Source organism: Pseudomonas sp. NPDC089741 (assembly GCF_044748825.1).
Lineage (GTDB): Bacteria > Pseudomonadota > Gammaproteobacteria > Pseudomonadales > Pseudomonadaceae > Aquipseudomonas > Aquipseudomonas helmanticensis.
This window is the reverse complement of the sequence record NZ_JBIVGT010000024.1, coordinates 44,100-59,928: the sequence shown is the minus strand read 5'-3', so window position 1 is coordinate 59,928 and position 15,829 is coordinate 44,100. Positions and strand designations below refer to the sequence as shown.

The following is a 15,829-nucleotide window of genomic DNA, read 5'->3' as shown; positions in this document are numbered from 1 at the left end:
GCGGTCTGTCAGTGACATGAATATTGGCAGATAGACTGCTATCGCGAGCAGGCTCACTCCTACATTGGATTTGTGGTGTGGCAGGTGTCATTTGCGGGTAATGATGGCGTGCTTAAGTTTTCCTTTTTTCAGGGAGAACAGCATGAGCGATTTCAACCCCGGTCGCCGGCGTGTCATGCAGGTTGTCGGCGCCGGATTACTGATGCCTGGCTTGGCGCCGGCGGTGATTGCTTCGGTCAAGGATCGGCCGCAACTGACCGATGGCGTGCAGTCCGGCGACCTGCAAGGGGATCGCGCGATGATCTGGAGTCGCAGCGATCGCCCGGCGCATATGGTGGTCGAGTGGGACACCCGCAGCCAGTTCCGCAATCCACGCCGGCAGGTCTCGGCGCTCGCCGATGCCCGCAGCGATTTCACCGCCCGCGTAGAGCTCACCGGGCTGCCCGCCGATCAGGCGATTTTCTATCGCGTGTATTTCAAGGATGCCCGCACCGGTGTCGCCAGCGAACCATGGCTCGGCCACCTGCGCAGCGCACCGACGGCACGGCGCAATCTGCGTTTCGTCTGGAGCGGCGACACCGTCGGCCAGGGCTTCGGCATCAACCCGGACATCGGCGGCATGCGCATCTACGAAGCCATGCGCCTGCGTCTGCCGGACTTCTTTATCCACAGCGGCGACACCATCTACGCCGACGGCCCGGTGCCCGCTCAGCTCACCGCCGAAAACGGCCGCATCTGGCGCAACCTCACCACCGAAGCCAAGAGCAAAGTCGCGCAGACCCTCGACGACTATCGCGGCAACTACCGCTACAACCTGATGGATGAAAACATCCGCCGTTTCAACGCCGAGGTGCCGCAGATCTGGCAGTGGGACGACCATGAAGTGGTCAACAACTGGTCGCCGGGCAAGCAGCTCGACGAGCGTTATCAGGAGAAAGATATCCACACCCTGGTCGGTCGCGCGCGAAAAGCCTGGCTGGAATATTCACCGATGCGCCTGCAAGCCGCCGACGGTGGCGGACGGATTTATCGCAAGCTGAGTTACGGGCCGATGCTCGATGTCTTCGTGCTCGACATGCGCAGTTATCGCGGCGCCAATGACGACAACCTCGGCGCGGCGAAACCGTTCCTGGGGCGTGAACAACTGGACTGGCTCAAGCGTGGCTTGAAGCATTCCAAAGCCCAGTGGAAGGTCATCGCCGCCGACATGCCGATTGGCCTTGGCGTTCCGGATGGCGAGGTCAGCCCAGGTGTCGCGCGCTGGGAAGCGGTGGCCAACGGCGACCCCGGACCGGCGCAGGGGCGCGAACTGGAAATTGCTGAGTTGCTCGGATTCCTGCGCGCGCAGCAGGTACGCAATTTCGTCTTCCTCACGGCCGACGTGCATTACTGCGCAGCGCATCACTATCACCCGGACCGTGCGGCGTTTCAGGATTTCGAACCGTTCTGGGAGTTTGTCGCCGGGCCGTTGAACGCTGGCAGTTTCGGACCGAATCCGCTGGATAAAACCTTTGGCCCGGAAGTGGTGTTCGAGAAGGCGCCGCCGACGCAGAACGCATCACCGTTTGCCGGTTTCCAGTTTTTTGGCGAGGTGAATATCGAAGGGCAGAGCGGGGAGATGAGTGTGGTGTTGCGCGATTTGAATGGCATAGCCGTTTTCGAACAAAAACTACAACCGGTATGACCACCCCTGTAGGAGCTGCCGCAGGCTGCGATCTTTTGATTTTTTTTAAGGGCAAGATCAAAGGATCGCAGCCTGCGGCAGCTCCTACAGGGGTGTTTTCAGTAGACGTCGCGGCGGTAGCGGCCCTGTTCGATCAGGCGTTCGACTACGGCGCTGCCGAGGACGTCGTTGAGTACCTGGTCCACGCCTGAGGCCATGCCTTGCAGGCTGCCGCAGATATAAATCACCGCACCGTCCGTCAGCCATTTCTTCAGCTCGTCAGCCGACTCACGCAGGCGATCCTGCACGTAAATCTTCTCGGCCTGATCCCGCGAAAACGCCAGATCCAGTCGCGCCAGATCACCATTGACCAACCACTCTTCCAGCTCCGCACGGCAAAGGAAATCGTGCTCACGATTACGCTCGCCAAACAGCAACCACTGACGCTGCTGACCATCGGCAATCCGCGCCTTGAGCAGACTGCGCAGCCCGGCCAGACCGGTGCCGTTGCCCAACAGAATCATCGGCACCGGCGTGTTTGGCAGGTGGAATCCACTGTTGCGGCGCACGCGCAGGCTGATACTGCCGCCCACTGGCGCGTGTTCGGTCAACCAGCCAGAACCGATGCCAAGCGTGCCATCGGCGTGTTGTTCCTGACGCACGATCAACTCCAGCACACCGTCGGCGGCAATCGAGGCGATCGAGTATTCGCGCATGGCCAGCGGCACCATCGCATCGACCAGCGCCTGCGCGTGCAGACCGACCAGATGTGCGCGATGTTCCGGTAACTGACGCGAAGCCAGTGCGACTTCCAGCGGCTCGTCGAGGCCATTGATTTTCACCGGGGTCTCGCCACGAATGCCGAGGCCGTCGAGGAAATGTTCAATGGCCCACGGGCAGTTGCGCGGCAGCACTTCGACCAGATCACCGGCCAGCCAGCTGCTGGTGTTCGGTGCGCTCAATGCCAATAGATAAACCGGTGCACCGCTGCTGTCCGGGTTCATCAGTTCGCGGCGGGTCAGCGTCCAGTTGTCGTAGCTCGGCGCTTGCCAGGTATCGACCGGCGCTTGTCCGGTGAGCAGACCGAGTTGCGTCTGCCAGTGGCGCAGCGCGTATGGATCGCCGCTGTCGACTTCTACGGGGGCAAACAAGGTCTTGCCGCCGTGTTCGCTCAACCATTGATGCAGGCGTTTGGCGAAGCCGCAGAAGTTCTGATACTGACGATCACCGAGACCGAGTACGGCGTAGTTCAAGCTGCCGAGTGTCGAGGCTTTGCCCAGCACTTTGCGCTCGAAACCACGGGCGCTGTCCGGTGCTTCGCCGTCGCCAAAGGTGCTGACCACAAACAGCGCGTTGTTCGATTCACGCAGATCCTGCTCGCTGACATTCGCCAGCGGCTGCACTTTCACCGGCAACCCGGCGGCCTGCAATTGCCCGGCAGTCTGCCACGCCAATTGTTCGGCAAAACCGCTTTGGCTGGCGAAACCGATCAGCCACGCTGAAGCATCACCGGCCGGTTGTTCGAGACCTTTGCGCGCATCCTTGATCTGCTTTTTCTTGCGTCGGCGATCGAGATACAGCAGCCATCCGGTGATGAAAAACAGCGGCATGCACACCGCCGCGATCGAGATGATGATCCGTCCGACGAGGCCGAAATAGCTGCCGACGTGCAGCGCATAAATACTGGTCAGCAGTTGCGCCTTGAAGCTCTTGTCGGCGTAGCGGTCGACGCGTTTGACGATGCCGGTGGCCGGGTCGAGGGTGATCTGGTTCAACGCGCGATCATGCGGCGAGCTGTCGAGCAGGTAGAAGACCGTCGCCGGTTGGCCGGCGACTGGCGGCATGCGGATGTTGTAGGCAGACAGGCCCGGGCCGGCGGCGCTGTAGATGCTGCTCCACATCGCTGCGTAATCGGCGGTGGGTGCCGGGCCTTCCGGCGCTGGTCCGCGACCGCCGCGTACACGTTCGTTTTGCGGTGCGTCGGAAAGCAGTTTGGTCAGGCCCTTGTTGTACCACTCGTACGACCACGACAACCCGGTCAACGCCAGCAGCAGATAGACCAGCAGGCACCAGGTGCCGGCCACCGAGTGCAGATCCCAGTTGAACGCACGGCCGTTTTTCTTCCTGTCCAGCGTCAGCCACACGCGCCAGCTGTTCCACTGACGCGGCCAGCGCAGGTACAGGCCGGAGAGGCAGAAGAACAGCAGGATCAAGGTGCAGGCGCCGGTGATGTTGCGGCCGGTATCGCCCATCGCGAGGAAGCGGTGCAGTTGCAGCATCAGGCCGAAGAAATCCTGGCCGACGGCATCGCCCATGAACTCGCCGGTGTACGGATCGAAGTAGCGCATCTCGCCGCGACGTTCACCCTTGGGCGGCGTGAAGTAGACGCGCGCGGCGTTGCCGCTGTCGGTCTCGACCCAGAGCATCGACACGGTCTTGCCCGAGGTGGCTTCAATGCGCTCCACCAGCTCTACCGGAGGCAGTACCCCGGCAACCTGTTTTTCCACTTGCAACACGGACGGGTTCAGCGCCCGCAGGATCTCGTCCTGAAACGAATAGGTCGCGCCGGTGATGCCCATCAGGGCCAGCACCAGCCCTGCGGTGATGCCAAAAAACCAGTGCAACTGGAACAGGGTTTTCTTCAACACGTCACTCGCCGTCCGTTCGAAAATAGTCTTCACGGCGCGCATTATGCCGTGGGTTATCGAGAAGCGTTCTTTATTACGCAGAAAAGCCCCGTTCAACTGAATGAACGGGGCCGACTGTTTTTGTAGGAGCTGCCGAAGGCTGCGATCTTTTGATTTTGCTTTTAAAGATCAAGATCAACAGATCGCAGCGTGCCGCGGCTCCTACAGGATCAGAAGTGGAAGTTGGTGCTCAACAGTGCCGTACGGCCCGCCGCCTGGTTGGCGAAGTGGGTCGAGAAGGCTTTGTCGTAGTAGGTTTCGTTGGTCAGGTTCTGCACGTTGAGTTGCAGGTCGACGTTCTTGGTCAGCTTGTACGCGGCCATCGCGTCGTAACGAACATACGAATCGACCATGGTGGTATTGGCCACGCTGCCGAATACGTCATCAACATAGAACGCACCGCCGCCGATGGTCAGCTTCGGCGTGACCTGGTAAGTGGTCCACAGGCTGGCGCTGTTTTTCGGCGTGTTAGGCAGTTCATTGCCATCGTTGGCCCGGCCCAGTGGACCGCCGTCGACTTGTTCGCTGTCCATGTAGGCGTAACCGGCGAACACTTGCCACTTGTCGGTGATCTTGCCGCTGGCCGACAGTTCGACGCCTTGTACGCGGGTCTTGCCGGCGTTTTCGTAGGAAGTCGTATCGACTTGCACACGAGCGTTTTCTTTCTCGGTGCGGAAGATGTCAGCGGTCAGCGACAGGCGATCGTTGAGCAGATCCCACTTGGTACCGATCTCGTAGTTCTTGGTGGTTTCCGGCTCCATGTCGCTGCTCAGCAGGTTGCCGTTGCGATCCGCAGTGCCGCCCAACGGGTTGCCGTCCATGCCTTCGCCCAAGGTGTTGCCCGGCGGGGTGGCCGAGGTGGCGTAGGAAGCGTAGATGCTGCCGTTTTCCGCAGGCTTGTAGACGACGCCGAACTGGCCGGTGACGAACTCGCTGGTGTCAGCACCTTTGGAGGTGGTGTTGCCGGCGTTGTTGTAGCTCTTGTAGTCGGTGTCGAAGTGGTCGTAACGCAGGCCCATGTTCAGCAGCCATTGCTGGTTCAACTCCAAGGTGTCGAACACGTACAGCGCGTAAGTGTCGGCCTGAGTGTCGGTGCCGGCGTAATTGCGCGAGATCGCGCCGTTCCACGGATCGTTCGGGTTCGGGTTCGACAGCGAGGTGCAGTTGTAGCCACTGGCTGCGCCAATCAGCCCCGGGTTGCAGTTGGTGGTCACGGCGCTGGTGCGCGGCGTGGTGTCGGTGTTGACGTTGTACGAGGACTTCTGGCTTTCCTCACGGGTGTACTCGACGCCCGTGGAGAAGCTGTTCTTGAAGCCGGCCACGTAGAAATTGCCGAACAGATCGGTCTGGTTGGTGGTGGTCTCGGTGTTGCTCACCCGAGTGTTGGCACGACGCCAGACGCTGCCGTTGTTGACGTTGCCCTTGCTGTCGTCCGGCTGGGTGAGGATGTAATCCTGCATGCTGGTGCCGTGACGCAGGGTGTTCTTGATCGTCAGCGAGTCGCTCAGGTCATGCTCGATGGCGAAGGTCGCGGTGTCGGTACGACCCTTGCGGAAATCGCGATCCAGACCGTAGAAATTGCTGTGGTCGCCACCGGCGTAAGGCTTGTCCGGATTGGACTTGGTGCGTGCCGCAGAGCCGCCGGTCGGGATGGTGTAAGGGATGCCCGAATCCGGGGTGTCGTTGCTTTCGAGATGGTAGTAGTCGAGGTTGACGCGGGTGTCGGTGCCCAGGCCAAACGCCAGCGATGGTGCAATGCCCCAGCGGTCGTAGTCGACGCTGTCACGACCGGCGACGTTGCTTTCGTGGCTCATCAGGTTCAGACGGCCGGCAGCGGTGTCGCTGAACTGGTAGTTGCCGTCGAGGGTGTAGCGCTGGGTCTGGTCGGAACCCCAAGTGAAACCGCCGTCGAACGAGTTGCCCAGGTGCGCTTTCTTGCTCACCAGGTTGATGCTGCCGCCTGCCGCGCCACGCCCACCGATGGCGGAGTTCGGGCCTTTGCTGACTTCGATGTTTTCCACGGCGAAGATCTCGCGGCTCTGCGAACCGGTGTCGCGCACGCCGTCGAGGTAGGTGTCGCCCTGCGCGTCGAAACCGCGAATGAACGGACGGTCACCCTGCGGGTTGCCGCCTTCACCGGCGCCGAACGTGATGCCCGGTACGGTGCGCAGCGCGTCCTGCATGTTCAGGGCGCCAGTGTCTTTCAAGACTTGTTGCGGAATAACCGTCACCGAACGCGGTGTGTCGACCAGCGGTGCGGTGTACTTGGGCGAGGAGGCTTTCTCGACCTGGTAGGACGTTGGGTCCTGCGCTTCGCCGTTGATGGCGGTGGCGTCCAGTGCGATGGCATTGCCGGAGGCTTTGCTGTCGGTTTTTTCGGCAGCGAAGACCATGTGCCCGGCGGAGCCGGCGGTAATCGCTACGCCAATAGCCGAGGCGAGCAAACGTGGTGAACTGACCGGTAATTGTGCTTGTTGACGTGCCATTGTAATTCCCCTCCCCAAGGATTTGAGGCGGCGGAATATAGGTTAAACAGGTATCTGTATCAATTGCGAAATATTGCTAACTGCACTGAATTTACATTCTTTACAATTTAACCTTACGGTTTTTGCCAGTTCATTCGTCTCTCGGGTTTTACACGGCCAATAAGAATCAATACCATTGCCGCCTCTTTGCCATCAGGTGACATCGCCATGCTGCTGCACATCCCCGCACTGTTCGCGAAAGACGAGGTGCAGCGCATTCGCCAGGCACTGGAGCAGGCGGATTGGGCCGATGGCAAGATCACCGCTGGCTTTCAGTCGGCCAAGGCCAAGCACAATTTGCAATTGCCTGAAGGCCATCCGCTGGCCAAGGAAATCGGTGCGGCGATGCTTGAGCGGCTATGGAAAAATCCATTGTTCATGTCCGCCGCATTGCCGCATAAAGTCTTTCCGCCGTTAGTAAACTGTTACACGGCAGGCGGCAGCTTCGACTTCCATATCGACAACGCCGTGCGGCAGCCCAAGGGCAGCATCGAGCGCGTGCGCACCGATCTGTCGGCCACCCTGTTCTTCAGCGAACCTGAGGATTACGACGGCGGCGAGCTGGAAATCCAGGACACCTACGGCACCCAACAAGTGAAATTGCCCGCCGGCGACATGGTCTTGTACCCCGGCACCAGCCTGCACAAGGTCAACGCGGTCACTCGCGGCGCGCGCTATGCGTCGTTCTTCTGGACACAAAGTCTGGTGCGCGAAGACAGTCAGCGCGCGCTGCTGTTCGAGATGGACGGCGCGATCCAGCAACTCACGCACGACCTGCCCGATCATCCGTCGCTGATTCGCCTCACCGGCACCTATCACAATCTGTTGCGTCGCTGGGTCGAGGTATGAGTTTTCAGATTCGTCGTGAGGAAGTCCTCGACGGCGCGCAACTCAGCGCGATGCTCGAAGAAAGCCCGGCTCGCGCGGCACAGGCGATTTTGCTCGCAGCGGGTGAGGGCGTTGTCGAAGCGCAGGCTTTACTCGGACAGATTCTGCTGGATGGCCAAGGCATCGCGCAGGATCAGGCGCTGGCGCTGCGCTGGTTTGGCATCGCGGCCGGGCGCGGCCATCTGATGGCGCGCAACATGCTGGGTCGTTGTCATGAACATGGCTGGGGTTGCGCGGCGGATGCTGTGGTTGCGGCAGCGCATTATCGAATAGCTGCAGACGGTGGGCTGGATTGGGCGATGTACAACCTGGCGAATCTGCTGGCGACCGGTCGCGGTGTGGCGGTGGATCAACTTCAAGCGCTGGCGCTGTATCAGCGTGCCGCTGAAAGCGGGCATGCGAAGTCGATGAATCTGTTGGGGCGTTATCTGGAGGAAGGGCGCGAGTGCCCGGCAGATCCCGTCTGCGCGCGTGACTGGTATCGGCGTTCTGCCGAAGGTGGGGACTTTCGCGGGCAGTTCAGTCATGCGGCAGTGTTGGCGGACGACGGCCGAATCGATGAGGCGCTGCACTGGCTGCGCCAGGCACTTGAGGGCGGTAACCTGAACTTTTTGCGGGTCGGCAGCGATTCGCTTCTGGCTTGTGCGCATCCTCAAATGCGTGAAATGGCACACGCCTACCGCCGGCGGATGCTGCTGCTTGAGGCCAGCAGCGATGCCCTTCAAGAGCAATGAAGGGCATGCACTCTGATCAGCCGCGCAGCCAGCGTCCCTGTAGCTGATTGAGGTAATTGCGCAGCGCCTGGCTGTGTTTCAGCAGGTGTTCGCCGCGGATCAACAGTTCATCTTTGCTCGAAGTCTTAACGGCCGTGAGAAAGCTCGACAGCGCTTCAATCAGTTTGTTGACTTCACTGAGATAAATCTGCCGATGGGGCAACACTTTCTGCGTGTCCTGCAACTGTCGGGTCTTGTTGGCGTTTTCCTGCAATTGCTTTTTCAGTGAGATCACGCGTTCTTCACGTTGGACAATGCGTGTCTGGATGATTTGTCGGGCACTGATCAAGTCTTTGTATTTGATCAGCTCGTTAGCCTCGTCGAGAAACTTGTTGGCAACCGCCAGGCCGGCTTCCAGTGCCGCAGCTTCAGGAGTTTTGGGCTTGTTGCCGATCATCGAGCGCAACTGCTCGAGCAGTGGTTTGATCCGGTCAATGAAGCTCAGCTTTTCAAATTCGGTGATCGCCACATTCAGGACGGCTTCGTCTTGTTGCAATTCCGCCAGCGGGATTTGTTCGGCTGTGTGCTCGCGATCAAGATCGATTTTCGCGCTGGCCAGTTCGTCGATCCTGAAGCGATTGTTGCTGATGGTGACGCTTTCTACACCAAACACACTGTCTTTAAATGTCGAGTGCAGTTTTATCATTTGATCGGTACTCAGCTTCATCAGTTGCGTGACGGCTTCTGAGTATAACTTTCGGGCATTTTCAATTTTGGCAGTCGACTCACTTCCCTGAAGGCTGGCCAGAGACTGCAGGTTATCCTCCAGGTCATCTGTGTCGAGCGCAGTTATTGCCGAAGTGATGCTGTTGGCAGCCGTTTGGTCCATATCGTTGATCGCAGCGTTCAGACTGATCAGTTCATCGCTCAACGCTTTAATGTAGAGGTTGGCCGAGCCAGTGATTGCCTGATAACGAATAGCCTCACGGCTTTCTCGAACACGGCCAAGGTCAGGGAGTACGTAGTTAGTATTAGTCATGGAAGTATTTTCTTGATCAGGTAAATAAAGTTAATCAAATGCAATGATTAGCTGGTTGGCATTGAGTTGGACGGTTTTCCAGTTTTTTAGTACGACTTTTAAACTCGAGACGAAGCTTCTTAGGGTCAGGAAGTCATGCATGCTGATTATTTTGTTTTGTGAAGCCTTGATGTAATCGGTGATGGAGAGCCAGAGGGTCTCGAGTTGCGAGGTACTCTGGATTGCGCCATCCACGTAGATCGAAATACTGTCCAGTCCCGCCTGAAACTCCAGCAGAGTACCGGCGAGTACGTTTTTCTGTTTGACTTGTTCGGTCAGTAGCTCGCGCTGGGCAATCAGCGGTCTCAAGTGTGTTTTCTGTTGCATCTCAAGATGACGGTAATATATCGACGGAGGCGCGTTGATTCCGACGATAAAGCCAAGAATATTTTCGAAGAAGCCAGGATCGGTTTCCCGAGTCTTTTCTTCAATACGTTTTTGCGCTTCATCAATGGCGCGATTCAATTCGCTGATCTGTTGATTGATCTGCTCGTCGCCAGCCAGTTTCAGTTTTTCACCAATGCCCGGTGCAACCTTGTCGTTCAGCTCGGCCTTGAAATTCTTGAGTCGAGCGGCGACCTCCATACTGCTGAGTTTTTTATCGTCAATTGAAATTGCAATGAAACCGAGGAACTCCTGGATCGAGCCGAACCGGTTTTTCTCTTCTCTGCCAATCTCCAGCGGCGGCAGGCTGTTGATCTCTTCCTCTGTCAGCGTATCGATAGTACCGAGATAATTGATATAGCCAGGCATCGTCACGATCGCATCGATAACATCCTGGCCGAAGCTTTCCAGGTCTTCCGAAAATGTTGCCAGGCTTCCGGCCAGTTGCTTCATCGAATATTCGATATCGTTCCAGGAATTGGCATTGTTAATAATTGTGTGATTGAGTGTGACGATGTCAATCAGCTCAAGCCCGACAATACCGGTGTGCGTTGTTTTTAACTGGATCGCTACGTCTTCGACTGTGCGAGGCAAGTTTCTGGAGGCGCTGACGTAGTTTTTTATTTTACGAATGTCGTCTCTGGTGATAAGCGGGGTTGAACTCGATTGCACTTTATAATTCCTTTTTTAAGTGTTGTTTGAGTTCTCAGGTTATTCGTAGTTTTGCTCTTGAGTAAAATGATTGAGTGTGACTTGTTGTTGATGTGGGGCTTGTATTTTTCTTTAATGTTTTAGTGCTTGTGCTGGGTGATTTTTTACCACTAGGTTGTTTGCGGCGCTGATTAAGGATTTTCAGGTGATGAGAACTTCAGTGTCATGAGTAAATAATCAATATTAAATTTCCAAGAAGACAAGGAGTCTCCATGGACATCAAGATGAATAACAAGGTGATCGAAGCCGCCACCAAAGCCCCGATGATTTTTGTAAGTGCCTCTTTGGGTGAAGGTGAGGAGTACAACCGGGAAACCGGCATACAGCTGACGAAAGAACAAATCATCAGCCTCAGAAAATATGAAACTCTGGGCTTGTCCCTGCCGATTCAACTCGACGATGTTGCTGCTTACTTAAATTATGGCGCCGGTGATGACGGCGGCACAGGGCGTACTGCCCGCGATTTTCTGCGCACCTTCAGCATGACTTATCAGCATGCGCGACGCTGGTCGCCCTTGCGCGAGAAAATCATGCTGACGGGAACCGATCTGAAGATATTTGCCGGCAGCATTATTCGTACCGGTACAGCCATTGTAGAAGTGTATGAAGAGTTGAAAGTTTCGAAATACCTTGAAGCGCATGATATTTCCTCCGCTGAAGAATATCTGAAACTGCAACGACAGATCCCGGGACTTCCTGATCTTGAACTTGCACCAGGTGATGTCACCGACATCCGCAGTTATCTCAATGATCTTTTGAGCAAGATTCGGCTTTGTCACCAGAAAGCTCAACAAGTCCGCGGGGAGCTGGACAGCTTCGGCATCGATATGCGTGAAACCGTCCTGCCGGAAATCAAGCTGCGCCTGGAGTTCGTTTCGAGGAACACCTATGCGGCCGATATCAAAGCGCTGCAGGGGCAAATGGATCAGCGTTCTGCTGGAATCGATGAGTTGAACAAGCAGTACGAAAAGCTTGTTCAGGAAGCGATCAAGGCTGCGGCAAGCTTCAGCATTCCCGGCTTGGTCATGGGCATCTATCAAGGCGTCAAGGCAGAACAGATACGCCGTGAACGCAATGCGTTGAAGCTGCTGCAGCAAGCAGATAACCAGAAGATGGCCAGCAGGAATCAAACGCTGAGCTCTTTAAACAAGGTCCGCGACGATCTTCAAAACCTGAGTTATGTCGCGATCGAAGCCGAAGTGGCCACCCAGAATCTCATGCTGGTCTGGAATGCACTCAGTGATTATGTAAGCGGCTCTATTGCTGAGGTCGCAAAAATCGACGAGGCCGCGTCGTTGCGTCGATTCAAGAATCAGATCATCGATATCGTCGCGCCTTGGGAGCAGATCAAATCCAGTGCCGATCAGTTGCTTGCGGTGTTTGCAGAGGCCGATAAGGAGTACGAAAAAAATAATCTTGGAATTCGGAGTCGAACAGCAATGTATGGTTTATCAGTCAGCGCCGCTCAGCCAGTGTTCAATATGGGCAAGCTGCGCGGGAACAATGCTTCGGTGCAGCAACTGAATACTTCTGTGCAGATGCTTTACGAACAATTCGATTACATGCCGGGCATTGTTGGCTCCATGAATGGTGTGGCGCTGGCAGTGGGCAAGACGACTTTCGAGTTGCGCGACAAAGCTCAGAAAATCAGTATCAACATGGTCAACGCCGAAAGAAAACTGAAATCCTATCAGGCGGAACTTGGCTCCCCCGAAGATGCGGAGGAGGTGCGTGAAGATATGGAGGCGGAACTAAAAAACCTCTCCGCTAAAGTCAAAACGCAAACTCAGGATTTCCAAAGTATCCACAAGAGTTTTGGCGCACCCTATGATCGTAACGCCACGGCGGGACACCTGATTACCCTGGCCAGTGAACTTGCGGACACTGAGGAACTCAAGAGCGTCTCCGAGGATAAACTGGCAAAACTCGCTACCGAAATGAAGTCTGTCTCGGAAGCGATCGATCTGATCTCCAAAGCCGGCATCGAAAAAATCGGTGCGGAAGCCCGATTGTCGCTCGATAGTCTCAAGGCGCTCGGTCTGGCTCCGCCGCAGGTCCAAATCGCCCTGTTGGCTATCGATACCTTGAAAAAGTTGATTGCCGGTATTGGGGAGGCCATCTCCTTTCTGAACATGCTGGCCGCCTATCGCAGGCTCAACGAAAGAGCACTTGAACTGCGCGCGCAATTGCAAAAACACGACAACGATATGGCCCGCATTGCCGGGCGCATTGAGTTGGTCAATACACTGGACGAACTCGACGATGGGCGTTCGAAGTACGCCTCTGAATTCGCCAATCTGGTTGATGACTTCGAACTGCTCACGCTCGATTTCAGTCAGGACACTGCATTGCCGGTGGAAGATCGTGCGGACAAGGCCATTGCAAAAATCGCCGAGGCCGTTGCCTTTCTGAAGACCATTTCTCAATAACCAGGAGATGAGGAGGTGGGTGTTCAGACTTCCACCTCCTGCATAGGGAATAGGTTCAATGAGCTATGAGTTTTCTGCGCAGCAACGACGCGTGTTCGACCGCTATAGCCGCTGGCTCGGCATGTTGGTAGCGACGTTCGACAAGACCCCACAGGTATTTGAAGCACGCAGGCAAAGCGGCCACCAACGAGGTGCCTTGTCTTGGGATACGCGCCTGAACCGCGTGCACTTTTATGAGGAAACCCTGCAAGGGCACTGGAAGCGTGTTGGAAATATAAGGACTCTGGTCAGTCGTTACGTCGATGATCTGACGACATTTCGACGCGAGTCTTTGGAAATTACGCAGAGGAGCTCCAGAAGCGAGCCTCTCGCTCAAGTCGACTGCAGAATTTACAGCCTCTATCGCTCGACGAACTGGGGTGGAACTCCACCCAACAGCGTGAGATCTCTGGTCCAAGAGTTGGGTAGCCGCTTCTGGAGTCTGAGCGGACAGACAACGCCGACGCATGGCATGATCGACACGATGGGTGAGGCCATATTCGGATTGAATGCGGCATTTTTGCGAATCATGGATTCGCCGTCGTGTGCGTGTCATTCGCAACCGACTGTCGCACAAGAGTTGTTCAGGAATACTGTCACGACACCTGCCTGGGACATTGCTTACTCTTCTGCAGACCCTTCAATCAGAGCGAGGGAGTATCAAGCCGATGTGGCGCGGCTGTTCAACGATTTTGTATTGTTGAATACTCAAATGGGCGTGTTCGTCAAGGAGATCACCCTGCGCGCGACGGGCTTGGGCAATGAACTGTCGCAAACTGAAAATATGACCACCATGGGCATGCTGAACTTCAAGAACGAATCAGCTCTGGTAGGTGCGCAAGAGCTTTTGCAGATGTTGAATCACTTCGAAAACTGGTTCAAAAAATAAAAAAGGCCCAATCATGGGCCTTTTTTTCAAGCGATACCGATCACACGTAATACGACTTCAGCGGAGGGAAGCCATTGAACTCGACCGCGCTGTAACTGGTGGTGTAGGCCCCGGTCGACAACCAGTACAACCGATCACCGATCGCCAGGTTCAGCGGCAAACCGTACTTGTAGTTTTCGTACATGATGTCGGCGCTGTCGCAGGTAGGGCCGGCGATGACCACTTCTTCCATCTCGCCTTTCTTCTCCGTCCAGATCGGAAACTTGATCGCTTCGTCCATGGTTTCGATCAGGCCGGAGAACTTGCCCACATCGGTATAAACCCAGCGCTCGACGGCAGTGCGCGACTTGCGTGCAACCAGTACCACTTCGCTGACCAGAATACCGGCATTGGCGATCAACGAACGGCCCGGCTCGAGAATGATTTCCGGCAGGTCATCACCGAAGTCTTCTTTGAGGAAACGGATGATTTCTTCGGCGTAGGTTTCCAGGCTGTTGGTGCGGGTGATGTAGTTGGCCGGGAAGCCACCGCCCATGTTGATCAGCTTCAGATGAATGCCGTCTTCTTCTTTCAGTCGTTCGAAGATCACTTTGACCTTGGCGATCGCTGCGTCCCAGACGCTGATGTCGCGCTGTTGCGAACCGACGTGGAAGGAGATGCCGTAAGGCACCAGGCCCAGGTCGCGAGCAAGAATCAGCAAGTCCATGGCCATGTCGGTCTGGCAGCCGAATTTGCGCGACAGTGGCCAGTCAGCCGTGGTCGAGCCTTCGGTGAGGATGCGCACATAGACTTTTGAACCCGGTGCAGCCTTGGCGATGTTGCGCAGGTCGGCTTCGGAGTCGGTGGAGAACAGACGCACGCCCTTCTCATAGAAGTAGCGGATGTCCTTGGATTTCTTGATGGTGTTGCCGTAGCTGATACGGTCGGCGCTAACGCCGCGATCCATCACCTTGTCCAGCTCGTAGATCGAGGCGATGTCGAAGCTCGAGCCTTTGTCTTTGAGCAGGTCGATGATCTCGACGGCCGGGTTGGCCTTGACCGCGTAGTAGACCTTGGCGAATTCGAAACCGGCGCGCAGGTCATCGTAAGCCTGGCTGATCATCGCGGTGTCAATCACCACGAACGGGGTTTCCTGTTTGTCGGCGAACGCCTTCATTTTGTCAAAAGTGGCGCGCGCGAAATAGTCTTCGACATTGATCGACATGTTGGGAGCTCCTATGGGCAAACTCGTAAAAACAATGGGTGCAAATGAACGCCCTCCGTATCCCCACTTTGGTTCGCCTACTTCCCAAGGCATGTCGCCGAAAGCAAAAAGGCCATGGGGCGTAGCCCTTGGCCTTGCTGTCTCGTCGTCAGTACTTGAGCCGGATGGATCGTTTCCAGCATGGACGTTCGGCGCGAACTTTAGGGCGTGAGGGGCCTGAGATCAACTAAAAATGTCGCGTTTTTGCACGCTTCTGACGTGCGTCGCGTTCAGCACTCTTTGTAGCCGACCGAGATGACGGGCAGATGTTCCCCGAGAATTTTCCAGTGTTAAAAATACCTGCACGTTCGCGGATTATGTCGGCTAAGTCGTGGGTAAGTGTGATGGCGGCAACATCGGCGACGTTGGCGGCGAGGGGAGGGTGTGAGGGGGATTTTGATGGTCTGGACGGCCATCCAAGGCATGCTCTCCTGTTCTCAGGTGTTGAGATTCTTTTCCGCCTTGTGAATGACTGGGTATCGCCCTCGATCCTGTAGGAGTGAGCCTGCTCGCGATGACTTTTTTTCAGCCGACATCTTCATTGACTGATATTGCGCTATCGCGAGCAGGCTCACTCCTA

At 56.3% G+C, this 15,829-nt stretch carries 10 protein-coding genes; 5 read left to right on the top strand and 5 right to left on the bottom strand.

All coding sequences use genetic code 11. The features are described 5' to 3' along the window. Positions 1–142: 142 nt before the first annotated feature. Entirely contained in the window at positions 143–1,684 is a 1,542-nt protein-coding gene (locus ACIPZE_RS20515) for an alkaline phosphatase D family protein (protein WP_400774928.1), read from the top strand. A 98-nt stretch (positions 1,685–1,782) separates the two neighbouring features. Here the strand turns inward: ACIPZE_RS20515 and ACIPZE_RS20510 are convergent, their stop codons facing one another. Then, entirely contained in the window at positions 1,783–4,311 is a 2,529-nt protein-coding gene (locus ACIPZE_RS20510; protein ID WP_400774953.1) for a PepSY domain-containing protein, read from the bottom strand. 209 nt (positions 4,312–4,520) lie between these two features. Further along, positions 4,521–6,836 (bottom strand): TonB-dependent receptor, encoded by a 2,316-nt coding sequence (locus tag ACIPZE_RS20505; protein WP_400774926.1) that lies wholly within the window; start codon positions 6,834–6,836, stop codon positions 4,521–4,523. 207 nt (positions 6,837–7,043) lie between these two features. Here ACIPZE_RS20505 and ACIPZE_RS20500 point away from each other — a divergent pair, with 207 nt between their 5' ends. Continuing rightward, positions 7,044–7,724 (top strand): Fe2+-dependent dioxygenase, encoded by a 681-nt coding sequence (locus tag ACIPZE_RS20500; RefSeq protein ID WP_129389024.1) that lies wholly within the window; start codon positions 7,044–7,046, stop codon positions 7,722–7,724. Further along, positions 7,721–8,497, top strand: a complete 777-nt coding sequence (locus tag ACIPZE_RS20495) for a tetratricopeptide repeat protein (protein WP_283437711.1) — start codon at positions 7,721–7,723, stop codon at positions 8,495–8,497. The genes ACIPZE_RS20500 and ACIPZE_RS20495 overlap by 4 nt, the downstream gene beginning before the upstream one ends. 16 nt (positions 8,498–8,513) lie before the next feature. Here ACIPZE_RS20495 and ACIPZE_RS20490 read toward each other — a convergent pair whose 3' ends face one another. Next, positions 8,514–9,515, bottom strand: coding sequence for an alpha-xenorhabdolysin family binary toxin subunit B (locus ACIPZE_RS20490; RefSeq protein ID WP_283437710.1), 1,002 nt, complete (start codon positions 9,513–9,515; stop codon positions 8,514–8,516). 30 nt (positions 9,516–9,545) lie between these two features. Next, positions 9,546–10,610 (bottom strand): alpha-xenorhabdolysin family binary toxin subunit A, encoded by a 1,065-nt coding sequence (locus ACIPZE_RS20485; RefSeq protein WP_400774921.1) that lies wholly within the window; start codon positions 10,608–10,610, stop codon positions 9,546–9,548. Positions 10,611–10,861: 251 nt separating this feature from the next. Between ACIPZE_RS20485 and ACIPZE_RS20480 the strand changes: the two genes are divergently transcribed. Further along, a complete protein-coding gene (locus ACIPZE_RS20480) occupies positions 10,862–13,078 on the top strand; it encodes an alpha-xenorhabdolysin family binary toxin subunit A (protein WP_400774919.1) in 2,217 nt (738 codons plus the stop codon). Between the two features lie 58 nt (positions 13,079–13,136). Then, positions 13,137–14,006 (top strand): hypothetical protein, encoded by an 870-nt coding sequence (locus ACIPZE_RS20475; RefSeq protein ID WP_400774917.1) that lies wholly within the window; start codon positions 13,137–13,139, stop codon positions 14,004–14,006. A gap of 40 nt (positions 14,007–14,046) precedes the next feature. Here ACIPZE_RS20475 and ACIPZE_RS20470 read toward each other — a convergent pair whose 3' ends face one another. Continuing rightward, complete coding sequence (locus ACIPZE_RS20470; RefSeq protein ID WP_071485924.1) at positions 14,047–15,210, bottom strand: type III PLP-dependent enzyme; 1,164 nt, start codon at positions 15,208–15,210, stop codon at positions 14,047–14,049. Between the last annotated feature and the right edge of the window lie 619 nt (positions 15,211–15,829).

What these genes read in the sequence shown, in the direction of transcription:
- ACIPZE_RS20480 (WP_400774919.1), top strand. Translation starts at nt 10,862, where the DNA reads ATGGACATCAAGATGAATAACAAGGTGATCGAAGCCGCCACCAAAGCC.
- ACIPZE_RS20475 (WP_400774917.1), top strand. Translation starts at nt 13,137, where the DNA reads ATGAGCTATGAGTTTTCTGCGCAGCAACGACGCGTGTTCGACCGCTAT.
- ACIPZE_RS20505 (WP_400774926.1), bottom strand. Translation starts at nt 6,836, where the DNA reads ATGGCACGTCAACAAGCACAATTACCGGTCAGTTCACCACGTTTGCTC.
- ACIPZE_RS20490 (WP_283437710.1), bottom strand. Translation starts at nt 9,515, where the DNA reads ATGACTAATACTAACTACGTACTCCCTGACCTTGGCCGTGTTCGAGAA.
- ACIPZE_RS20495 (WP_283437711.1), top strand. Translation starts at nt 7,721, where the DNA reads ATGAGTTTTCAGATTCGTCGTGAGGAAGTCCTCGACGGCGCGCAACTC.
- ACIPZE_RS20470 (WP_071485924.1), bottom strand. Translation starts at nt 15,210, where the DNA reads ATGTCGATCAATGTCGAAGACTATTTCGCGCGCGCCACTTTTGACAAA.
- ACIPZE_RS20500 (WP_129389024.1), top strand. Translation starts at nt 7,044, where the DNA reads ATGCTGCTGCACATCCCCGCACTGTTCGCGAAAGACGAGGTGCAGCGC.
- ACIPZE_RS20515 (WP_400774928.1), top strand. Translation starts at nt 143, where the DNA reads ATGAGCGATTTCAACCCCGGTCGCCGGCGTGTCATGCAGGTTGTCGGC.